The organism is Ectopseudomonas khazarica (assembly GCF_017915135.1).
Taxonomy (GTDB): Bacteria; Pseudomonadota; Gammaproteobacteria; order Pseudomonadales; family Pseudomonadaceae; genus Aquipseudomonas; species Aquipseudomonas khazarica.
Genome location: NZ_CP068551.1, coordinates 519,366 through 540,205, shown reverse-complemented (window position 1 = coordinate 540,205; position 20,840 = coordinate 519,366). Strand labels below are relative to the sequence as shown.

The following is a 20,840-nucleotide window of genomic DNA, read 5'->3' as shown; positions in this document are numbered from 1 at the left end:
CCAAGGAACTGGCAGGTTCCCTGCATTTGGCTGTGCCAGGTGCAACGAAATATGCGGACTCGATCCGCCCCCGGTAACCCGAGCAGTACCAGGCCCTGTTCAGCCGCGCGCCTTCGCAGGCCGGTATTCGTCTCAGGACAATGGAGCGTCGTAGATGAGTGACAAGAACAACGATGACCTGAAACGCCAGGCCTCGGAAAATACGCTGGGACTCAACCCGGTGATTGGCATCCGCGGCAAGGATCTTTTGACCTCTGCCCGCATGGTGCTCGCTCAGGCACTCAAGCAACCCTTCCATAGTGCCAAGCATGTGGCCCACTTCGGCCTCGAACTGAAGAACGTCCTGCTCGGCCAGTCCGCGCTCCAGCCCGAAGACGGCGACCGCCGCTTCAACGATCCGGCCTGGAGCCAGAATCCGCTCTACCGCCGTTACCTGCAGACCTACCTGGCCTGGCGCAAGGAGCTGCACGACTGGATCGAGCACAGCTCGCTGTCCGAACAGGATGCCAGTCGCGGCCACTTCGTCATCAACCTGATGACCGAAGCCATGGCGCCGTCCAACAGCATGGCCAACCCGGCCGCCGTCAAACGCTTCTTCGAAACGGGCGGCAAGAGCCTGCTCGACGGTCTCTCGCACCTGGCCAAGGACATGGTCAACAACGGCGGCATGCCCAGCCAGGTGAACATGGAGGCCTTCGAGGTGGGCAAGAACCTCGCCACCACCGAGGGCGCCGTGGTGTTTCGCAACGACGTGCTGGAGCTGATCCAGTACAAGCCGATCACCGAGAGCGTGCACGAACGCCCGCTGCTGGTGGTGCCACCACAGATCAACAAGTTCTACGTATTCGACCTGTCGCCGGACAAGAGCCTGGCGCGCTTCCTCCTGCGCAGCCAGGTGCAGACCTTCGTGGTCAGCTGGCGCAACCCGACCAAGGCGCAGCGCGAGTGGGGCCTGTCGACCTACATTGAGGCACTCAAGGACGCCATCGACGTCATCTGCGCCATCACTGGCAGCAAGGACGTCAACATGCTCGGCGCCTGCTCCGGCGGCCTGACCACTGCCTCCCTGCTCGGCCACTACGCGGCCCTCGGCCAGCAGAAGGTCAACGCCCTGACCCTGCTGGTGAGCGTGCTCGACACCCAGCTCGACACCCAGGTGGCCCTGTTCGCCGACGAGAAGACCCTGGAAGCCGCCAAGCGCCGCTCCTACCAGGCCGGCGTGCTGGAAGGCAGCGACATGGCCAAGGTGTTCGCCTGGATGCGCCCCAACGACCTGATCTGGAACTACTGGGTTAACAACTACCTGCTCGGCAACGAGCCGCCGGTGTTCGACATCCTCTACTGGAACAACGACACCACGCGCCTGCCGGCTGCCCTGCACGGCGAATTCATCGAGATGTTCCAGACCAACCCGCTGACCCGTCCGGGCGCCCTGGAGGTCTGCGGTACGCCGATCGACCTCAAGCAGGTCACCTGCGACTTCTTCGTCGTGGCCGGCACCACCGACCACATCACGCCCTGGGACTCGTGCTACAAGTCGGCGCACCTGTTCGGCGGCAAGTGCGAGTTCGTCCTCTCCAACAGCGGCCATATCCAGAGCATTCTCAACCCACCGGGCAACCCCAAGGCACGCTACATGACCAATAGCGAAATGCCGCTGGACCCGAAAGCCTGGCAGGAAAGCTCGACCAAGCATGCCGACTCCTGGTGGCTGCACTGGCAGACCTGGCTGGCCGAGCGCTCGGGTGAAACCAAGAATGCCCCCAGGGCGCTGGGCAACAAGAAGTACCCGGTCGGCGAAGCCGCGCCGGGCACCTATGTACACGAACGCTGATCATCGACCTCAACCGCGGCGGCACCGGGAAGTGCCGCACGCCACGCCGGCCCTTGTGGGTGTGGTGAACCAGGCGCGTCCTGGTAACTCTGGAGGCGGCCCGGACGGCCCTCTCCAGCGCTCAACTCCATAGGGGCTGCGCCTATGCCGCAACCATTCGTATTCCGCACCATCGACCTCGATGGACAGACCATCCGTACCGCAGTGCGGCCGGGCAACAGCCAGCTGGTGCCGCTGCTGATCTTCAACGGCATCGGCGCCAACCTGGAGCTGGTGATGCCCTTCGTCGCCGCCCTCGACCCGGAGCTGGAGATCATCGCCTTCGACGTTCCCGGCGTCGGTGGTTCATCGACCCCCGCCACGCCCTACCGATTTCCCGGACTGGCCAAGCTGGCGGCGCGCATGCTCGACTACCTGAACTACGGCCAGGTCAACGCCATCGGTGTGTCCTGGGGCGGCGCCCTGGCCCAGCAGTTCGCCCACGACTATCCCGAGCGCTGCAAGAAGCTGATCCTCGCCGCCACGTCGGCCGGCGCGGTGATGGTGCCCGGCAAGCCCAAGGTCCTCTGGCGCATGGCCAGTCCCAGACGCTACGTGCAGCCCTCCTACGGCGTGCGCATCGCCCCGGACATCTACGGCGGTGCCTTCCGTCGCGACCCCAAGCTGGCCATGGCGCATGCCAGCAAGGTGCGTTCGGGCGGCAAGATGGGCTATTACTGGCAACTGTTCGCCGGCCTCGGCTGGACCAGCATTCACTGGCTACACAAGATTCGTCAGCCTACGCTGGTCATGGCCGGCGACGATGACCCGCTGATCCCGCTGATCAACATGCGCCTGCTGGCCTGGCGCATTCCCAACGCCGAGCTGCACGTCATCGACGACGGCCACCTGTTCCTGGTGACGCGTGCCGAAGCGGTGGCGCCTATCATCATGAAGTTTCTCGAGGAGGAGCGACAGCGTGCGGTGATGCACCCGCAGCCCACGCCACTACGCCAGCATTGACCGCACCAGCAGAGTGCGCAATGTTCGGCATGCTCGACGAAGGGGCGCAAGCCGCCCCGGGCAAATTCGACGCGGCTGTCTGGAATGCACCTCCTGCGCGTCTGGTACAGGGCTTGCTGCATCTCTGTGCAAGCAAGCGGCGCACCTGAGGCTTCGAGCGAGCCCGGCAGTCGGTGCCATGCAAGTCTCTAGACGGTTTGACGACGGAGTGTTGCCATGCGAGACAAGTCGACCCCGGCTACCCTGCCGGCACCTGCCAGTTTCATGAATGCCCAGAGCGCCGTGGTCGGCGTACGCGGCCGCGATCTGCTGTCCACGATGCGCCTGCTGGCCAGCCAGGGGCTCAAGAATCCCGTACGCAGTGGCCGCCACCTGCTGGCCTTCGGCAGCCAGCTGGGACGCGTGCTCATCGGCGATACGCTGCACAAGGTCAACCCGCAGGACGCTCGCTTCGCCGACCCGACCTGGCACCTCAATCCCTTCTACCGGCGCAGCCTGCAGGCCTACCTGGCCTGGCAGAAGCAACTCGCCGCCTGGATCGACGACAGCGACCTGTCGCCTGACGACCGTGCCCGCGCGCGCTTTCTCGCCTCGCTGATGAGCGATGCGCTGTCGCCCTCCAACAGCCCGCTCAACCCGCAGGCGGTCAAGGAGCTGTTCAATACCGGTGGCAGCAGCCTGCTCAAGGGGCTGCGGCACCTGTTCGACGACCTGCTGAACAACAACGGCCTGCCCAGCCAGGTCAGCCGGCACGCGTTCGAAGTCGGCCGCAACCTGGCCTGTACCCCCGGCGCGGTGGTGTTTCGCAACGAACTGCTGGAACTTATCCAGTACAAACCGATGAGCGAGAAGCAGTACCTGCGCCCATTGCTGATCGTGCCGCCGCAGATCAACAAGTACTACATATTCGACCTGTCCAACGACAAGAGCTTCGTCCAGTACGCGCTGAAGAACGACCTGCAGACCTTCATGATCAGCTGGCGCAACCCGGATCCACGGCACCGCGAGTGGGGCCTATCGACCTACGTGCAGGCAGTGGAGGAAGCCGTCGATGCCTGCCGGGCCATCACCGGCAGCAAGGACGTCAACCTGCTCGGCGCCTGTGCCGGAGGCCTGACCATCGCCGCCCTGCAGGGCCACCTGCAGGCCCGCCGCCAGTTGCGCAAGATTGCCAGCGCCACCTACATGGTCAGCCTGCTGGACAGCCAGATCGAAAGCCCGGCGATGCTCTTCGCCGACGAGCAGACCCTCGAGTCGGCAAAGCGCCGCTCCTATCAGCAGGGCGTACTGGACGGCCGCGACATGGCCAAGGTGTTCGCCTGGATGCGCCCCAACGACCTGATCTGGAACTACTGGATCAACAACTACCTGATGGGCAAGCAGCCACCGGCCTTCGACATCCTCTACTGGAACAACGACAACACGCGCCTGCCGGCGGCGCTGCATGGCGACCTGATCGACTTCTTCAAGCACAACCCGCTGACCCGTGCCGGTGCGCTGGAGGTCTGCGGCACCCCGGTGGACCTGACCAAGGTCACCGTCGACAGTTTCAGCGTGGCGGGCATCAACGACCACATCACGCCCTGGGATGCGGTCTATCGCTCGACCCTGCTGCTCGGCGGCAACCGCCGCTTCATCCTGTCCAACAGCGGCCATATCCAGAGCATCCTCAACCCGCCCGGCAACCCCAAGGCCAACTACTACGAGAACGCCAAGCTCACCTCCGACCCACGCGCCTGGTACCACGACGCCCAGCACCAGCAAGGCAGCTGGTGGCCACAATGGCTGGAGTGGATCCAGGCCCGCTCCGGCGAGCAGCGCGAAACCGTCATGGCGCTGGGCAACCAGCACCACCCGGCCATGGAGGAGGCGCCAGGCACCTACGTGCACATCCGTTGATGGGCATGCACGCCGCATCAGCAAGGCGTCGCCGTACGACATTCAACTGACAAGCGATGGCCGGCAGGACGCCAGCCGGTTATCGTCACCTCTCCGCGCCAGATCGAACAAGAAGTAACGGATGAAGACCCGCGAGCGCATTCTGCAAACCGCCCTGGTTCTGTTCAACGACCAGGGCGAACCCAACGTCTCCACCCTGGAGATCGCCAACGAGCTGGATATCAGCCCCGGCAATCTCTACTACCACTTCCACGGCAAGGAGCCGCTGGTGCTGGAGCTGTTCGAGCGTTTCCAGGCCGAGATGGCGCCACTGCTCGACCCACCGGCAGATGCCCGGCTCGATGTCGAGGACTACTGGCTGTTCCTGCACCTGATCGTCGAGCGCCTGTCGCAGTACCGCTTCCTCTTTCAGGACCTGTCGAACCTGGCCGGGCGCCTGCCCAAGCTGGCGCGTGGCATCCGCCACTGGCTCAACGCACTCAAGCGCACCCTGGCGGCACTGCTGGCGCGCCTGATGGCTGATGGTCAGTTGAACAGCGGCACCCAGGCGCTGGGGCAACTGGTCGAGCAGATCACCCTGACCCTGCTGTTCTCCCTCGACTATCAGCGCATCCTCGACCAGGAAGGCGAAGTGCGGCTGGTGGTGTTCCAGATCATGATGCTGGTCGCGCCACACCTGAATCAGCCCTCACGCGGCGCCGTCGAGCACCTCGCGCAACGCTACCTGGAAGCCTGATACGCGCTTGCGCCTTTGCGGGCGCACAACGCAAACGCCCGGCACTGGGCCGGGCGTTCTTGATCCCGAGAAACTCAGGACGGGTTGGCTGGCGCTGCCGGAGCGGCAGCCGGGGCCGGTGCAGCAGCAGGCGCGGCAGCAGCCGGTGCCGGGGCTGGTGCCGCCGGTTTCGCGACAGCGGCCTTGGGCGCGGCTGGTTTCTTCGCTGCGGGCTTCTTCGCCGCCGGCTTGGCGGCCGGTTTCGCAGCGGGTTTGGCCGCTGGCTTGGCAGCCGGTTTGGCCGCAGCTTTCGCGGCCGGCTTTGCCGCTGGCTTGGCGGCGGCCTTGGCAGGTGCCGGCTTGGCGGCCGGTTTCGCAGCGGGCTTGGCCGCTGGCTTGGCAGGCGCCTTGGCTGCAGGTTTGGCTGCGGCTTTCGCGGCCGGCTTGGCTGCTGGTTTCGGAGCGGCCTTGGCGGCAGGCTTGGCGACCGACTTGGCCGACACACCGGCGATCTTCTCCAGCTGCTTGGTCAGGCTGTCGACCTTGTCGTTCAACGCCTTCACTTCGTTGCGGCTGGGCACGCCCAGGCGCGAGATGGCATTGTTCAGACGCTTGTCGAACGCTTCCTCCAGCTCACCCCACTTGCCGATCGCCTTGCCCCGGACCTCGTCGACCTTGGAGCGGGCGGAGCCGACCTTGGAACCGACGCCGGCTTTCACCGCATCGACCTGCTTGTCGACTTCGCTCTTGGCCTGCTTTTCGGCCTTTTCGCCATCCTTGACCAGCGAGTCGAACAGCTTGGTGCCGTCCTTGCTGACCTTGGAATAAGCGCCCAAGCCTGCCAACCAGATCTGGCGCGAGTATTTCTCGACCTCGCCGATCCAGGAGCTGGTCTGTTTCTCGGTTTTCTTCTTAACAGCCATCCTGATCTCCTTATTTGGTACGCGCGACGTGCTCGAGCAACGCGCTCAGCTCATCCAGCTTAGCAGAGAGTGCTTCAACATCCTGCTTGGACGGAATGCCGATGCGATTCAGCGCGGCAGCCACACGGGTGTCGAACGCCTTCTCGATCTTGTCGAGCTGAACTTCGACCTTGCCCTTGACGCTGGTGACGTTGCTGTTGACCGACTGCTTGACCGATTCGATCTGGCTGTTGGCGGCTTCTACCTGCTCGTCGACCAGTTTCTTGCCTTTGCTTTCGACGCCTTCACCGGTCTTGACCAGTTCCTTGAAGTATTCGGCCCCCTCGGCACCCGCCTTGGCATAAGCACCCAGGCCAGCGAGGTAGATCTTGCGGGCATAACCCTTCACGTCATCGAGCAGACCAGCCTTGTCTTCGACCACGGCTTCGACTTTTTTCTTCACGGCAACTTTCGACATGGTGCACCTCACGCGCTTTGACAGTTAGCGGAAACGCCCACGGAATGCAGGCTTGGGTACACCCTAAGGAGAAAAATTAGAAATCGCATACTAAGAGCAGCGGCAAACTTCAAGCCGCAAGCTGCAAGCCCGCCCGAAGCTATCAACCACTCCGTATCGCTTCTGCCTTACTTGAAGCTTGTGGCTTGCCGCTTGAAGCTGCTTCTACGCCAGGGACTTGTCCAGCACCTGCTCGATCTCGCGCTGGATCATGCTGCCCATGGGCGAGAGCAGCAGGCCGAGCTTGAGTTCCACGCGCACGGTGTCTTCACCGACCGCGATGCTGCCATCGGCGCCGCTGCGCTTGAACTCCAGGGTGTCGCCGTTCCAGCGGTAGCGCACGTCGTACTCGCTGGCCAGGCGTTCGGCCAGGCGCTCGGCTTTTTCGCGGGCCCCCTCACGACCGAGAGAATGGGATCGTTCGACACGAATGCGGGACATGACAACTCCTTGAACTGGCAGCGCGCCGCAAGGCTGCGGCATGAGGTCGCGTCACTCTACCAGCCCACCGCACGGTGGGGCACCCAGGCAAGACAAAGACCGCACGCAGCTTTAGAATGGTGCGGTTTTCTACCCGGTGAGAGCGACATGAGCGATCCACGCAAGGCCCAGGAGCAGGAACCCACCACCCACTTCGGTTTCCAGGACGTGCCGGAAAGCCAGAAGGCGGACAAGGTGGCCGAAGTCTTCCACTCGGTGGCGGCCAAGTACGACCTGATGAACGACGTGCTGTCCGGCGGCCTGCATCGCCTGTGGAAGCGCTTCACCATCGAGCTGTCCAGTGTGCGCCCGGGCAACCGCGTGCTGGATATCGCAGGCGGCACCGGTGACCTGACCCGCAAGTTCTCCAGCATCGTCGGGCCGACCGGCGAAGTGGTCCTGGCCGACATCAACGACTCCATGCTCAAGGTCGGTCGCGACCGCCTGCTGGACAAGGGCGTGGCCGGCAACGTGCAGTTCGTTCAGGCCGATGCCGAGAAGCTGCCGTTCCCCGACAACCACTTCGATGTGGTCACCATCGCCTTCGGCCTGCGCAACGTCACCCACAAGGACGAGGCCCTGCGCTCCATGCTGCGCGTGCTCAAGCCCGGCGGCCGCCTGCTGGTGCTGGAGTTCTCCAAGCCCGGCAACCCGCTGTTGGCCAAGGCCTATGACACCTACTCGTTCAGCTTCATGCCGCTGGCCGGCAAGCTGATCACCAACGATGCCGACAGCTACCGCTACCTCGCCGAGTCGATCCGCATGCACCCGGATCAGGAAACCCTCAAGGCGATGATGGTCGACGCCGGTTTCGAACGCGTCACCTACCACAACATGACCGGCGGCATCGTCGCCCTGCATCGCGGCATCAAGCCCTGATGCTGATAACCGGCTTGCTGGCCAGCGTCGAAGCCGGCCTCAATCGTGTTCTGCGCCTCGACGGCACGGCCTTGCCGCGCCTGCAGGCGCTCAGCGGCAAGGTCATCGCCGTGCAGTGCCAGAGCCCGACGCTGGAGCTGTTCATCCTGCCCAGCGGCGACGGCCTGCGACTGGCCGCGCAGTGGCACGCCCCGGCCGATTGCACCCTCACCGCGCCGGCCGCCAGCCTGGCGCGTCTGGCCCTGAGCCGCGACAAGACCGCCGTGCTGCATCGCCCGGACGTGTCCCTCGACGGCGACAGCGCTGCGCTGCTGCAACTGGCCGAGATTCTCCAGGACCTGGAGCTGGACTGGGAATACGAAGTCTCGCGCTGGCTCGGCCCGGTGGCCACCACCCTGCTCGCCAGCCACCTGCGCAGCCGGGTGAGCCTGGCCAGCAACGGCGCCGCCAGCCTCAGGCAGGACCTGGCCGACTACCTGGCCGAAGAATCACGCACCCTGGTCGGACAGCGCGAAGCCGATGTGCGCTTCGCCGAACTGGACCGACTGAAACTCGCCCTCGACCGCCTGGAAGCACGCATCGAGCGCCTCACTTCTGCCCATAAGCCCGACGCATGAAGCTGCTTGCCGTTCGCCGCCTGTTCCGTATCCAGCGTGTCGTCGTCCGCTACCAGCTGGACGAGATGCTCCTCGAGTTGCCGTTGCCCATCTGGCTGCGCGCACTGTCCTGGCTGCTGCCCTGGCGCTGGCTGCCACGCAAGCCACTGGACCTGTCGCGCGGCGCGCGCCTGCGTCTGGCGCTGGAAGACCTGGGGCCGATCTTCATCAAGTTCGGCCAGCTGCTGTCCACCCGCCGCGACCTGCTGCCGCCGGACATCGCCGATGAGCTGGCACGCCTGCAGGATCAGGTCCCACCCTTCCCCGAGGATCAGGCTATCGCCCTGATCGAGCGCCAGCTCGGCGCCCCGGTGAACGAAGTGTTCGCCCGCTTCGACAGCCAGCCGCTGGCCTCGGCCTCGGTGGCCCAGGTGCACGCTGCACAGCTGAAAAGCGGCGAGGAAGTAGTGGTCAAGGTCGTGCGCCCCGGCCTCAAGCCGATCATCCGCCAGGACCTGGCCTGGCTGTTCCTCATCGCCCGCATCGCCGAAAAGGCTTCGGCCGATGCCCGTCGCCTGCGCCCGGTCGAGGTGGTCAGCGACTACGAGAAGACCATCTTCGACGAGCTCGACCTGCTGCGCGAGGCCGCCAACGCCAGTCAGCTGCGGCGCAACTTCGAAGGCTCGCCACTGCTCTACGTGCCACAGGTGTACTGGGACCTGTGCCGCCACCAGGTACTGGTGATGGAGCGCATCTACGGCATCCCGGTCACCGACCTGGCGACCCTGGCCGACCAGCGTACCGACATGAAGCTGCTGGCCGAGCGCGGCGTGGAGATCTTCTTCACCCAGGTGTTCCGCGACAGCTTCTTCCACGCCGACATGCACCCCGGCAACATCTTCGTCAGCACGCGCACGCCGTGGAGCCCGCAGTACATCGCCATCGACTGCGGCATCATCGGCAGCCTCACCGACGAAGACCAGGACTACCTGGCGCGCAACCTGATCGCCTTCTTCAAGCGCGACTACCGCAAGGTCGCGCAGCTGCACATCGACTCGGGCTGGGTGCCCGCTGACACCAAGGTCAACGAATTCGAAGCGGCGATCCGCACCGTATGCGAGCCGATCTTCGAGAAACCCCTGAAGGACATCTCCTTCGGCCAACTGCTGCTGCGCCTGTTCCAGACCGCGCGGCGCTTCAACATGGAAGTGCAGCCGCAGCTCGTTCTCCTGCAGAAGACTCTGCTCAACATCGAAGGCCTGGGCCGCCAGCTGTACCCCGACCTCGACCTGTGGAGCACCGCGCAGCCGTTCCTTGAGCGCTGGATGCGCGAGCGTGTCAGCCCGCTGCATCTGCTGCGCAACCTGCAGCAGCAGGCCGAGCAGGTGCCGCACCTGTCGCAGATCGCCCGCGACACGCTGGAGCGCCTGCAGCAACCGCAACAGGCGGAGCAGCCCCGCAGCGGCGACCACTGGCCGCTGCGTCTGCTGGGCGCTGCTCTGATCGGTGCCGGTGCCATGCAGGGGCTGGCGCCACTGCTGGCTACCTGGCCAGCCTGGCTGATGGTCGGTGGCGGGCTGTATCTGGTGTTGCGCCGATAGCCAGTTGGCCGTCGCACTGGCACACTTGGCGAATTCACGGGCCGCGAGGCCCGGCAGACTTGGAACACCGATGAACGATTGGCTCGACGAAATCCACTGGAACGAAGACGGCCTGGTGCCGGCCATCGCCCAGGATCACAAGACCGGCCGTATCCTGATGATGGCCTGGATGAACCGCGAATCCCTCGCCCTTACCGTCAGCGAGCAGCGCGCCATCTACTGGTCACGCTCGCGTGGCAAGCTGTGGCGCAAGGGTGAAGAATCCGGCCACGTGCAGAAGCTGCATGAGCTGCGCCTCGACTGCGACGCCGACGTCATCGTGCTGATGGTCGAGCAGTTGGGCGGCATCGCCTGCCACACCGGGCGCGAGAGCTGCTTCTATCGCGTCTATGAGAATGGCGGCTGGAAGACCGTCGACGTCGTGCTGAAAGACCCGCACGCCATCTATGCAGGACACAGCCATGAGTGACACCCTGACCCGTCTGGCCGAAGTACTGGAAGCGCGCAAGGGCGCAGCCCCCGACAGCTCCTACGTCGCCAGCCTCTATCACAAGGGCCTGAACAAGATTCTGGAAAAGGTCGGCGAGGAGTCGGTGGAAACCATCCTCGCCGCCAAGGACGCCGCTGCCAGCGGCGACTGCAAGGACCTCATCTACGAAACCGCCGATCTGTGGTTCCACAGCCTGGTCATGCTCGCCGCCCTCGGGCAGCATCCGCAGGCCGTGCTGGACGAACTCGACCGCCGTTTCGGCCTGTCCGGGCATGCGGAAAAAGCCGCACGCTCGCCACAATGACCTGACAACTACTACAACGGAGAACACATCATGGGATTCGGTGGTATCAGCATCTGGCAACTCCTGATCGTCCTGCTCATCGTCGTCATGCTGTTCGGCACCAAGCGCCTGAAGAATCTCGGCTCCGACCTCGGTGACGCGATCAAGGGCTTCCGCAAGTCGATGGACAACAGCGACGCCGACAAGCCGGCCGTGGAAGACGGCAAGGGGCAGACCATCGACGCCCAGGCACGCAAGGTCGAAGAGCCAGCGAAGAAAGACTGAGCCATGTTCGACATTGGCTTCACCGAACTGCTGCTGGTCGGCCTGGTCGCCCTGGTCGTGCTCGGTCCCGAGCGCCTGCCCGGGGCCGTGCGCACGGCTGGCCTGTGGATCGGCCGAATCAAGCGCAGCTTCAACTCGATCAAGGCCGAGGTCGAGCGCGAGATCGGCGCCGACGAGATCCGTCGCCAACTGCACAACGAGCGGATTCTCGAGCTCGAGCGTGAGATGAAGGCGATGAAGCAGGACATCCTCGGTACGGGCACCGGCCAGCCTGCCACAGAGCAACGTGCAGAACCGAGCAGCGACGCTGCTCCGAGCGTTCAGGACAAGAATCCCCAACCATGAGCAGAAAGCCGGAAGAAGATCAGGAAATGCCCCTGGTCTCGCACCTGACCGAACTGCGCACGCGTCTGCTGCGCTGCGTGGTGATCATCCTGTTGATCTTCGCCGGCCTGTTCTACTTCGCCCAGGACATCTACGCGCTGGTGGCGGCGCCACTGCGCGCCTACCTGCCGGCCGGGGCGACGATGATCGCCACCGGCGTCGCCTCGCCCTTCCTCACGCCCTTCAAGCTGACCCTGATGTGCGCGCTGTTCCTCGGCATGCCGGTGATCCTGCACCAGGCCTGGGGCTTCATCGCGCCGGGGCTGTACACCCACGAGCGGCGCATTGCGGTGCCGCTGCTGATCTCGAGCATCTTCCTGTTCTACGCCGGGATGGCCTTCGCCTACTTCGTGGTGTTCCCGATCATGTTCGGCTTCTTCGCCAGCGTGACCCCGGAAGGCGTGGCGATGATGACCGACATCGGTCAGTACCTGGACTTCGTCCTCACCCTGTTCTTCGCCTTTGGCGTGGCCTTCGAGATCCCCATCGCCACCTTCCTGGTGATCTGGGTCGGCCTGGTGGACGTCGCCACCCTGCGCAAGAGCCGCCCCTACGTGGTGGTCGGCTGCTTCGTGATCGGCATGGTGCTGACGCCTCCTGACGTCTTCTCGCAGACGCTGCTGGCCTTGCCCATGTGGCTGCTGTTCGAGAGCGGCCTGCTGGCCGGCGCACTGGTCCGCCGCAAGCGCGACGACGAGCAGAGCGACGAACAAGCCGAGCCGGAAGACCAGCCCCCCGCGCCACAACCGTGAACCTCCTGCTGCTGGAAGACGCCGACTTCGTCGGCGTGGATCGTGTTCGCCTCAGTGGCCGGCGCCTCAGGCACCTGCATGAGGTACATCGTGCCGAAGCGGGTGACCGCCTGCGCGTCGGCCGTCTCGGCGGCCTGATGGGCGAAGGTCAACTGCTCAGCCTGGATGCCGAACAGGCCGAGCTGCAGGTCTGTCTCCACCAGCCGCCACCGGCCAAGCTCCCCCTGACCCTGGTGCTCGCCCTGCCCCGCCCGAAGATGCTCAAGCGCGTGCTGCAGACCGTCAGCGCCATGGGCGTGCCGCGCCTGGTGCTGGTCAACAGCTACCGTGTGGAGAAGAGCTTCTGGCAGACGCCGTTCCTGCAGCCCGACGCGCTGCGCGAACAACTGATCCTCGGCCTGGAGCAGGCGCGCGACACCGTGCTGCCCGATATCAGCATCGAGAAGCGCTTCAAGCCCTTCGTCGAGGATCGCCTGCCGGCACTGGCCGCCAGTACGCTCGGCCTGGTCGGGCACCCCGGCGACTATCCGGCCTGCCCGCGCGCGGTCGACGGCCCGGTGACCCTGGCCATCGGCCCGGAAGGTGGCTGGATTCCCTACGAGGTCGATCTGCTGCAACAGGCCGCCGGCCTGCAGCCGGTGCAGCTGGGTGAGCGCATTCTGCGGGTGGAAACCGCCGTGCCGGTGTTGCTGGCCAGGCTGTTCTGAGGCGTCGAGCGCTGGACAGGCTACAGGCTGCCCACCCTGCAAACGGCTCTAGGCGGGAGAGCGGCCTACCTGCAAGCCCTCGACGAACAGCCCGGTGACTGCGCGAGCCGTGACCGACACATCCTCGACCGGGCACTGCCCGTTGAGCAGCAACTGACTGAGCCCATGCACCAGACTCCACGCCGCCAGGCTGGCCGTCTCTACCGACTCGTCCGGGCGCAGTGCTCGCACGCTGGCTTCGAGCTGGGCAAACAGCTGCCGGGCAACCTGTTGCAGCTCGGGATAAGCCGCCCTGTCGAGCGGCGGCCCGAACATCAGGGCGAAATGTCCGGGAAACTCCAGCGCATAGGCAACGTAGCACTCGCCGCGCCGACCCAGATCGGCCACCGGCAGCGCCTCGATACGCCGGACCAGAACCTCGAACCCCTGCAGCGCCAGCGCCGCCAACAAGGCATCACGGTCGGCGAAATGACGGTAGGGCGCGTTATGCGAAACCCCCGCGCGTCGTGCGACTTCACGCAGGCTGATCGCCGCCACACCCACCTCGGCGAGTAGCTCGGACGCAGCATCGAGCAGCGCCTTGCGCAAATCGCCATGGTGATAGGCACGAATGCCCTCTTCACTTAGTGTTGACACCAGCAACATCTCCTTCAGAATGTTGACACCGCCTACATATTGCATCCAGCCAGTCCCCAGTGCCAGCCAGACAACCCGGAGATGCCCTCATGCTATTTGTCGCCCTGCTCATGCTCCTCACCCTCATTGCCGCACTCCCGCAGCGTCTGGGTCTGCCGTTGTTGCCGTCATGGCGGGCACGCATGCGCCTGGCACTGAGCCTGGCTCTGTTGCTGATCGGTGTGGACCACTGGCTGACACCCGCTCGCTACCTGGCGATGATGCCGCCCTACCTGCCGCTGCACGAGCCCCTGGTGCTGTTCACCGGCGCCTGCGAGATCGCCGGCGCCATCGGCCTGATGTGGCCACGGACACGCCGACTCGCCGGCATCATGCTGGCCGTCTACTTCGTCTGCGTGTTTCCGGCCAACCTGCACAACGCCCTGCATGGCCTCGATGCGCAGGGCTTGCCGAGTGCGCGCTGGTACTACTGGGCACGCCTGCCATTCCAGCCGCTGATCATCCTGTGGACACTCTATGCAGCGGGTGTCCTGAAAGGGCCCGCAGCCCTCACAGATCCAGGAGAAAGGTCACCGGCCCATCGTTGACCAGATGCACCTGCATGTTGGCGCCGAAGCGCCCGGTGGCGACCAGCCCATGCTCGCTGCGGGCGCGCTCGACCAGCATGTCGAACAGGGCAGCCCCCTGCGACGGTGGTGCGGCGCTGGAGAAGCTGGGACGCATGCCGCTCCTGGTATCGGCCGCCAGGGTGAACTGCGAGACCAGCAGCAGGCCACCACCGATATCCTTCAGCGAGAGGTTCATCTTGCCGGCCTCGTCGCTGAAGACGCGGTAGCCCAGCAGCTTGTGCAAGGCGCGGCCGACACTGGCCTGGTCATCGTGCGGTTCGATGCCGACCAGTGCCAGCAGGCCCTGGTCGATGCTGCCCACCACCTCGCCTTCGACCTCTACCCGCGCCGCGCTGACGCGCTGGATCAGCAGCTTCATGCGTCCTCCGGGGGCAGGTCGAGCAGGCGCCGGGCCATCTCCTCGGCGGCACGCACCAGCGCATCGGTGATGCCCGGCTCGGCTGCCGAGTGGCCGGCATCACGGATGATCTGCAGCTCACTGTTGGGCCAGGCCTGGTGCAGCGCCCAGGCGTTGTCCAGGGGACAGATCGCGTCGTAGCGGCCATGCACGATGATGCCCGGCAGGTGGGCGATCCTGGGCATGTCGCGGAGCAGCTGATCGGGCTCGAGAAAGGCGTCGTTGACGAAGTAGTGGCACTCGATACGGGCGATGGACAACGCGCGATGCGCCTCGCTGAAGCGGTCGACCACCTGCGGGTTGGGACGCAACGTGGCGGTGCGCCCTTCCCAGGTCGACCAGGCCTTGGCCGCGTGCATCTGGGCGATCTGGTCGCTCCCCGTCAGCCGCTTGTAGAAGGCGCCCATCAGATCGCCGCGTTCCTGCGGCGGAATCGGCGCAATGTAGTCTTCCCAGTAATCGGGGAACAGGCGGCTGGCACCTTCCTGGTAGAACCAGTGAAACTCCTGCGGGCGACAGAGGAAGATGCCGCGCAGGATCAGGCCATGCACGCGCTGCGGATGTGCCTGGGCATAGGCCAGCGCCAGGCTCGAACCCCAGGAGCCGCCGAACAGCACGAACTTGTCGACGCCCAGGTGTTCGCGGATGCGCTCGATATCGGCGACCAGCGCCTGGGTGGTGTTGTTCTCCAGGCTCGCGTAGGGCGTGGAGCGCCCGCAGCCGCGCTGGTCGAAGGTGACGATGCGGTACAGGTTCGGATCGAAATAGCGCCGGCTGGCGGCATCGCAGCCGGCGCCCGGGCCGCCATGGATGAACAGTACCGGCAACCCGTCCGCCGAGCCGCTCTCGTCGACATACAGCACGTGCGGTGGCTCGACCGCCAGCTCGTGGCGGGCGTAGGGTTTGATCTCCGGGTACAAAGTCTGCATCGTTGGGCTCCTTGGAATCCGCTTGCGAATGGCGCACCAGGGGCGGACGCTCGCGAAAACCACCTGGGTGATTTTCAACGCCGCCTGGACGCCGCGCAGCAGATCGTGAACAGGCTCTAGGCTGGCGGGCTGCGACTACCGTATCGCACTCTGCCCGGCATCATAACCATGAAAAGGGAGTTCAGCATGTCAGCAAGATTTCTACTCGCACCGTTGCTGCTGTTTGCCGCACTGATGCTGGGTGCCTGCGGCGCCAAGGACGACCCACAGGCGGCGCTGGAAGCCGCCGTGCAGGCGCTGCAGGACAACATCGAAGCCAAGCGCAGCAACGCGGTTCTGGAACAGCTGCATGCCGATTTCAAGGCCCGCCAGGAGTTCGACCGCGACTGGGCCAGGCGCACCATGGCCCTGCTGTTCCTGCGCCACAAGAACGTCAAGGTGATCGCCCTCGGCGAAACCAGCTGGATCGACCCGGCGATCCCCAGCAAGGGCTACAGCGAGGCGCAGGTCGGCGTGAGTGGCGCCGAAGGCCTGATCCCCGACGCCGCACGGCACTATTCGGTGAAACTGGAGTGGTGGCGCGAAGGCGACGAGTGGAAGCTAGCCCGCCTGGACTGGGAGTGAGGCACGGCCCGCACGCGTCGGGCCACGCCACGGGTCATCAATCGGTCTTGCGCCAGATCAGCTCGCCGGTGGTGTAGCCCTGCTCGCGGGCGACCGAAAGCAGCTTGTCACGCGTTTCCTGATCGACCTCGGGGGTACGTGAGAGCAGCCACAGGTACTTGTGCTGCGGATGCCCGACCAGCGCCACGCGGTAGTCCTCGTCATGGTACAGCACCCAGTACTCGCCCTTGATCGGCAGCAGCTTGCTGGCCCAGTTGTCGAAGCTGACCCAGAGTTTGTCGGTGCGCCCTTCGATCTGGGGTTCGGCGATGCCCCTGGCTTCAATCCACTCGCCGTCGTCATCGCGACAGCGATTGGTCACGTCGATACGCCCGTCGTCGCGCAAGCCATAGTGGGCTTCGGACTGCACGCAGTTGCGCTGGAAGAACATCGGCAGACGAGCCAGCTCGTACCAGGTGCCCTGGTAGCGCTGCAAATCGACCTGGACAGTTTCCGGCTCCGGCCTGGGGATGTTGCCAGTGCCGGAGTTGGCACAACCGACGACGGCGAGAAGGGCACTGGCGAGTAGGATCGAACGCATGGAGGCTCCTGTCTATTTGAGTCCCTTGCCGGAGAACAGCATGACCTTGTCCCCGGCGTACTGGACGCTGATATAGGCCTTGTCGTCGCCCCAGGTGCAACTGGTCATGCCCAGCGCGCCGGCGCACTCGCCCGGCGCTCCGAGCAGGCTCTCGACCTCGGCCTTGCTCATGCCGGCCTCGAGTTTGGAATAGTTTTCCTGATTGACCTTGCTACAGGCCGCCAACAGGCCGCAGGCGAACAGGGCGAGGAAACGCATCTTCATGGGGGTGACACTCCTGATGGGAAGATGCCAGCAAGCTTGGCATAGCCGGCGACGACTTGCCCGCTTGGAGTTCAGAAACGCGAGCCAGGTTCCCGCAGGAAGGCCTCTTCTTCGGCCGTGGAGACACGCCCGAGAATGGCATTGCGATGGGGAAAGCGAGCGAAGCGGGCAATCACCTGCTGGTGACGCTCGGCGAAGTCGAGGAAGCTGGCGAACTGCGCCCGGTCGTCCGCCGAGGCCTCGTCCAGCAGGCCACGGAACAGCTCGACGGCACGCTCCTGCAACGGCAGGTCCTCGGCATGCTCGAAGATCAGGTAGGCGAAGACCCGCTGGATCGGCGTCAACGCCCGGTCCAGACCGCGCGCCAGGCCATCCTGCAACAGAGGACGCGCCAGGGGATCGCCGGCGAAGGCACGCGGCGTGTCGCGGAAGATCATGCGTGGCAGCTGGTCGAGCAGGATCAGCTGGGCCAGCCAGCCCTGCGGGTCGCTGCTCCAGCCCGGCAGTTCACCGGCCAGGGCCTGCTCGACCTGCGCGGCGAAGCGCTGCTCGGCTTCGCGGTCCTGACTCTCGCGCTTGCCGAACCACAGACCGTGGCGCGCCGCCGACACGGCACGGGCGCTGGCGGACGAACCGAGTTCGTCCGCAGCGAACCACCAGTCGAGCAGCGGCTGCCAGGGCTGCACCGATCAGCCCCGGTGGTAGGCGGTGATGCGCAGCACTTCTTCCTTGGAACCGAGGAAGACCGCGACACGCTGGTGCAGGGACTCCGGCTCGATCTCGAGGATGCGCTGCTGACCGTTGGTGGCGGCACCACCGGCCTGCTCGATGATCATCGACATCGGGTTGGCCTCGTACATCAGGCGCAGCTTGCCCGGCTTTTCCGGCTCGCGGGCATCGCGCGGGTACATGAACACGCCGCCGCGGGTGAGGATGCGATGCACGTCGGCCACCATCGAGGCGATCCAGCGCATGTTGTAGTTGCGCCCCAGCGGGCCGGTCTCGCCAGCCAGCAGTTCGCCGACGTAGCGCTGCACCGGCGCTTCCCAGTGACGCTGGTTGGACATGTTGATGGCGAATTCCTTGGTCGACTCCGGCACCTTGATGTCGTCGTGGGTGAGCACGAAGCTGCCCAGTTCGCGATCCAGGGTGAAGCCTTTCACGCCGTCGCCGAGGGTCAGCATCAGCATGGTCTGCGGGCCGTAGATCGCATAACCGGCGGCAACCTGCTGGGTGCCGGGCTGGAGGAAGGCCTCTTCGCCCAGGTCACCGGTTTCGCCCTGGCGGTCCGGGCAGCGCAGCACGGAGAAGATGGTGCCGACCGAGACGTTGACGTCGATGTTGCTGGAGCCGTCCAGCGGGTCGAACACCAGCAGGTAGGCGCCTTTCGGGTACTTGCCCGGAATCTGGTAGGCGTTGTCCATTTCCTCGGAGGCCATGCCGGCCAGGTGACCGCCCCACTCGTTGGCCTCGAGCAGGATCTCGTTGGAGATCACGTCGAGCTTCTTCTGCACCTCGCCCTGCACGTTCTCCGAACCCAGACTGCCGAGCACACCGCCGAGGGCGCCCTTGGATACCTGGTGGCTGATCTCCTTGCAGGCCCGGGCCACGACCTCGATGAGAAAACGCAGGTCGGCCGGGGTGTTGTGGCTGCGAGTCTGTTCGATCAGGTAGCGGCTGAGGGTGACGCGGGACATGGACGACTCCGGAAAGGAAAAAAATCGCGCGCAGTTTAACCCGAGTCGCCGCGTAATGCTGCCTAGCGGGATGGATGGCTGACTCGGGCACTCTCATCCAGGCTGCAGACACGGTTACGCCCCGTGCGCTTGGCCTGGTAGAGCGCCGCATCGGCGGCGTGCAGCAGCTCGTCGAGCACCTGCCCCTGCTGGGGCCAGTACGCCAGGCCGGCGGACAGGGTCACGCGCTGGTCGCCACCGCGTGTGGCGAGCTCGCGCGCCGCCAGTTGCGAGCAGATGCTCTGCAGGCGCGCGCTCGCCTCGTCGGGATCGGCACCGGGCAGGATCAGCAGGAACTCCTCGCCACCGATGCGGAACACTGCGTCGGTGCTGCGCAGGTTGTCCAGCAGGTGCTGGGCGACGGCCTTGAGCACATCGTCACCGACCTGGTGCCCGCACTCGTCGTTGAGGCGCTTGAAGTGATCGAGATCGATCAGGGCCACCGCCAGCGGCAGGTTCTCGCGCTGGACCCTGGCCAGCTCGCGCTCGAAGAATTCGTCCAGGTAGCGGCGGTTGTACAGCCCGGTGAGCGGGTCGCAGAGCGCCTGCTCGCGCAGTTGCTCGTGCAGGCAGGAGATGGTGCGCAGACGCTCTTCGCTCAACGCCAGCGCCTCGGCCAGCTTCAGCTCGCTCAGGTGACGCTGGGTGACGTCGCGCACGTAGATCATGTGGCCGAGCAGGGCCGGGCCATGGCGGGTGGCACGCTCGATGGCGCGCAGACGCACCTCGTAGTAGCGCGCGGCGCTGGTCAGGGTCAGCGGCCGGTCGTGCTCACCTGCGTGCTCGAGCAACAGCGCCTGCAGGTCCGCACCGAACACCGGCCATTGCTTCAGCTCGCGCCCCTGCCAGCCCTGCTGCAGCCCGGCCAGCTTCAACGCCGCCGGGTTGGCCTCGATCACCCGCCGGCTGGGGTCGACCACCAGCACCGGATCGAGCAGGGCTTCGAGCAGCAGATGCCTGGCCACCGGCAACAGGTCGAACAGACGCACGCCCACGATCAGCCATGAGAAGGCGACGAGGGTGAAGGCGAAGCTGAACGGCGTCGGGTCGAAGCCGAACAGTGTCCAGCCGAACCCCACGTAGCCGACGTTGGCCACCCAGGGCACCGCCGTGACCAGCACGAAGGCCAGATAATGGCGGCGGTGCAACCCCTGACTGAGCGCCGCCGCGCGTGTCACCACGCCCATGCAGAAGGCCATGAACAGGTAGACGTACACCGCGGCGGCGTAGAACAGCGGGCCATGCTCGTAACGCACGGGGGCACCCAGGCTGTCGTCGATCGGCGCGCTGCCCGCGCCATAGAACAGGCCATGCCAGGGGTTGCTCAGCGCCAGGCCCCAGACCAGCAGTGGCACCACGCTGAGACCGAGAATGCCCTTGCGCGGCAGCGGTGCACGCATGCTGTTGACGTACTGCCAGAGGAACACCGCCCAGAAGGTTGGCGTGGAAACGATGCCCGGCCAGGCCATGCTGGCCCAGAACATCTTGCAGTCGGCACCGAGAAAGCTCATCTCCAGTGCCGCGGCCCCCATCCACCAGAGGCTCGCCAGGTGCAGCAGGATGAAGCTGTCGCGTCCGGGAAAGTCGCGCTGACGCGTGACCCAGTGCGCCAGCAGCACGACCCCGAGGCACACCAGCAGGGTCAGCAACACCGGTGGCGACAGGCTCCAGCCGGAAGCCACGCACGCCTGAATCACCTGTCCCTCCTTGCATGCGGGG

The 20,840-nt window shown here is 65.3% G+C and carries 26 protein-coding genes; 15 read left to right on the top strand and 11 right to left on the bottom strand.

Annotated elements, in window-relative coordinates; translation table 11 throughout:
• Positions 1 to 154: 154 nt before the first annotated feature.
• From phaC (JLK41_RS02535) to JLK41_RS02520, 4 genes are all read left to right on the top strand, one after another.
• Positions 155 to 1,834, top strand: a complete 1,680-nt coding sequence (gene phaC, locus JLK41_RS02535) for a class II poly(R)-hydroxyalkanoic acid synthase (protein ID WP_037049875.1) — start codon at positions 155 to 157, stop codon at positions 1,832 to 1,834.
• A 144-nt stretch (positions 1,835 to 1,978) separates the two neighbouring features.
• Positions 1,979 to 2,836 (top strand): poly(3-hydroxyalkanoate) depolymerase, encoded by an 858-nt coding sequence (gene phaZ / locus JLK41_RS02530; RefSeq protein ID WP_037049877.1) that lies wholly within the window; start codon positions 1,979 to 1,981, stop codon positions 2,834 to 2,836.
• Between the two features lie 216 nt (positions 2,837 to 3,052).
• Positions 3,053 to 4,735, top strand: coding sequence for a class II poly(R)-hydroxyalkanoic acid synthase (phaC, locus tag JLK41_RS02525; protein WP_210390270.1), 1,683 nt, complete (start codon positions 3,053 to 3,055; stop codon positions 4,733 to 4,735).
• A 121-nt stretch (positions 4,736 to 4,856) separates the two neighbouring features.
• The gene (locus tag JLK41_RS02520) at positions 4,857 to 5,471 is read left to right on the top strand and encodes a TetR/AcrR family transcriptional regulator (RefSeq protein WP_047588806.1); all 615 of its coding nucleotides are present in this window, start codon (positions 4,857 to 4,859) and stop codon (positions 5,469 to 5,471) included.
• A gap of 74 nt (positions 5,472 to 5,545) precedes the next feature.
• Here JLK41_RS02520 and JLK41_RS02515 read toward each other — a convergent pair whose 3' ends face one another.
• The 3 genes from JLK41_RS02515 to JLK41_RS02505 form a co-directional block, all read right to left on the bottom strand.
• Complete coding sequence (locus JLK41_RS02515; protein WP_210390269.1) at positions 5,546 to 6,373, bottom strand: phasin family protein; 828 nt, start codon at positions 6,371 to 6,373, stop codon at positions 5,546 to 5,548.
• Between the two features lie 10 nt (positions 6,374 to 6,383).
• On the bottom strand, positions 6,384 to 6,830 hold the full coding sequence (locus JLK41_RS02510) for a phasin family protein (protein WP_037049887.1): 447 nt from the start codon (positions 6,828 to 6,830) through the stop codon (positions 6,384 to 6,386).
• A 204-nt stretch (positions 6,831 to 7,034) separates the two neighbouring features.
• Entirely contained in the window at positions 7,035 to 7,310 is a 276-nt protein-coding gene (locus JLK41_RS02505) for a polyhydroxyalkanoic acid system family protein (protein ID WP_037049889.1), read from the bottom strand.
• A 147-nt stretch (positions 7,311 to 7,457) separates the two neighbouring features.
• On the opposite strand from JLK41_RS02505, the gene ubiE reads away from it, so the two are divergent.
• From ubiE to JLK41_RS02460, 9 genes are all read left to right on the top strand, one after another.
• Entirely contained in the window at positions 7,458 to 8,228 is a 771-nt protein-coding gene (gene ubiE, locus JLK41_RS02500; RefSeq protein ID WP_210390268.1) for a bifunctional demethylmenaquinone methyltransferase/2-methoxy-6-polyprenyl-1,4-benzoquinol methylase UbiE, read from the top strand.
• The gene (locus JLK41_RS02495) at positions 8,228 to 8,845 is read left to right on the top strand and encodes a ubiquinone biosynthesis accessory factor UbiJ (protein ID WP_175253240.1); all 618 of its coding nucleotides are present in this window, start codon (positions 8,228 to 8,230) and stop codon (positions 8,843 to 8,845) included. Before ubiE ends, JLK41_RS02495 begins: the two co-directional genes overlap by 1 nt.
• Positions 8,842 to 10,425, top strand: coding sequence for a ubiquinone biosynthesis regulatory protein kinase UbiB (gene ubiB, locus JLK41_RS02490; RefSeq protein ID WP_134676124.1), 1,584 nt, complete (start codon positions 8,842 to 8,844; stop codon positions 10,423 to 10,425). The genes JLK41_RS02495 and ubiB overlap by 4 nt, the downstream gene beginning before the upstream one ends.
• A gap of 70 nt (positions 10,426 to 10,495) precedes the next feature.
• Positions 10,496 to 10,894 (top strand): phosphoribosyl-AMP cyclohydrolase, encoded by a 399-nt coding sequence (gene hisI / locus JLK41_RS02485; RefSeq protein WP_210390267.1) that lies wholly within the window; start codon positions 10,496 to 10,498, stop codon positions 10,892 to 10,894.
• The gene (locus JLK41_RS02480; protein WP_037049903.1) at positions 10,887 to 11,219 is read left to right on the top strand and encodes a phosphoribosyl-ATP diphosphatase; all 333 of its coding nucleotides are present in this window, start codon (positions 10,887 to 10,889) and stop codon (positions 11,217 to 11,219) included. The genes hisI and JLK41_RS02480 overlap by 8 nt, the downstream gene beginning before the upstream one ends.
• 30 nt (positions 11,220 to 11,249) lie before the next feature.
• Positions 11,250 to 11,483 (top strand): twin-arginine translocase TatA/TatE family subunit, encoded by a 234-nt coding sequence (tatA, locus tag JLK41_RS02475; RefSeq protein WP_037049905.1) that lies wholly within the window; start codon positions 11,250 to 11,252, stop codon positions 11,481 to 11,483.
• Between the two features lie 3 nt (positions 11,484 to 11,486).
• Complete coding sequence (gene tatB / locus JLK41_RS02470; protein ID WP_037049907.1) at positions 11,487 to 11,828, top strand: Sec-independent protein translocase protein TatB; 342 nt, start codon at positions 11,487 to 11,489, stop codon at positions 11,826 to 11,828.
• Positions 11,825 to 12,619, top strand: coding sequence for a twin-arginine translocase subunit TatC (gene tatC / locus JLK41_RS02465; RefSeq protein ID WP_037049910.1), 795 nt, complete (start codon positions 11,825 to 11,827; stop codon positions 12,617 to 12,619). The genes tatB and tatC overlap by 4 nt, the downstream gene beginning before the upstream one ends.
• The gene (locus JLK41_RS02460; RefSeq protein WP_210390266.1) at positions 12,616 to 13,326 is read left to right on the top strand and encodes a 16S rRNA (uracil(1498)-N(3))-methyltransferase; all 711 of its coding nucleotides are present in this window, start codon (positions 12,616 to 12,618) and stop codon (positions 13,324 to 13,326) included. The genes tatC and JLK41_RS02460 overlap by 4 nt, the downstream gene beginning before the upstream one ends.
• A gap of 48 nt (positions 13,327 to 13,374) precedes the next feature.
• Here the strand turns inward: JLK41_RS02460 and JLK41_RS02455 are convergent, their stop codons facing one another.
• Positions 13,375 to 13,962: a TetR/AcrR family transcriptional regulator gene (locus tag JLK41_RS02455; RefSeq protein WP_210390265.1), complete on the bottom strand. Its 588-nt coding sequence runs from the start codon at positions 13,960 to 13,962 to the stop codon at positions 13,375 to 13,377.
• An 89-nt stretch (positions 13,963 to 14,051) separates the two neighbouring features.
• On the opposite strand from JLK41_RS02455, the gene JLK41_RS02450 reads away from it, so the two are divergent.
• Complete coding sequence (locus tag JLK41_RS02450) at positions 14,052 to 14,549, top strand: DoxX family protein (protein ID WP_210390264.1); 498 nt, start codon at positions 14,052 to 14,054, stop codon at positions 14,547 to 14,549.
• Here JLK41_RS02450 and dtd read toward each other — a convergent pair.
• Together dtd and pip are read right to left on the bottom strand one after the other, a co-directional pair.
• Positions 14,512 to 14,949 carry a D-aminoacyl-tRNA deacylase gene (gene dtd, locus JLK41_RS02445; protein WP_047590082.1) on the bottom strand — a complete coding sequence of 146 codons (438 nt, stop codon included), beginning with the start codon at positions 14,947 to 14,949 and terminating at the stop codon, positions 14,512 to 14,514. The two genes, JLK41_RS02450 and dtd, sit on opposite strands and share 38 nt — an antisense overlap.
• Positions 14,946 to 15,917 (bottom strand): prolyl aminopeptidase, encoded by a 972-nt coding sequence (gene pip, locus JLK41_RS02440; protein WP_037049918.1) that lies wholly within the window; start codon positions 15,915 to 15,917, stop codon positions 14,946 to 14,948. Before pip ends, dtd begins: the two co-directional genes overlap by 4 nt.
• Before the next feature lie 186 nt (positions 15,918 to 16,103).
• Between pip and JLK41_RS02435 the strand changes: the two genes are divergently transcribed.
• On the top strand, positions 16,104 to 16,541 hold the full coding sequence (locus JLK41_RS02435; protein ID WP_152487703.1) for a hypothetical protein: 438 nt from the start codon (positions 16,104 to 16,106) through the stop codon (positions 16,539 to 16,541).
• A 37-nt stretch (positions 16,542 to 16,578) separates the two neighbouring features.
• Here the strand turns inward: JLK41_RS02435 and JLK41_RS02430 are convergent, their stop codons facing one another.
• The 5 genes from JLK41_RS02430 to JLK41_RS02410 form a co-directional block, all read right to left on the bottom strand.
• Positions 16,579 to 17,121, bottom strand: a complete 543-nt coding sequence (locus JLK41_RS02430) for a lipocalin family protein (RefSeq protein ID WP_210390263.1) — start codon at positions 17,119 to 17,121, stop codon at positions 16,579 to 16,581.
• 12 nt (positions 17,122 to 17,133) lie between these two features.
• Entirely contained in the window at positions 17,134 to 17,385 is a 252-nt protein-coding gene (locus tag JLK41_RS02425; RefSeq protein WP_037049924.1) for a lipoprotein, read from the bottom strand.
• Positions 17,386 to 17,456: 71 nt separating this feature from the next.
• A complete protein-coding gene (locus JLK41_RS02420) occupies positions 17,457 to 18,071 on the bottom strand; it encodes a DUF924 family protein (RefSeq protein ID WP_150607728.1) in 615 nt (204 codons plus the stop codon).
• Positions 18,072 to 18,074: 3 nt separating this feature from the next.
• On the bottom strand, positions 18,075 to 19,082 hold the full coding sequence (locus tag JLK41_RS02415) for a class 1 fructose-bisphosphatase (protein ID WP_037049929.1): 1,008 nt from the start codon (positions 19,080 to 19,082) through the stop codon (positions 18,075 to 18,077).
• 62 nt (positions 19,083 to 19,144) lie between these two features.
• Positions 19,145 to 20,815 carry a histidine kinase N-terminal 7TM domain-containing diguanylate cyclase gene (locus JLK41_RS02410; RefSeq protein ID WP_210391180.1) on the bottom strand — a complete coding sequence of 557 codons (1,671 nt, stop codon included), beginning with the start codon at positions 20,813 to 20,815 and terminating at the stop codon, positions 19,145 to 19,147.
• Positions 20,816 to 20,840: the final 25 nt, after the last annotated feature.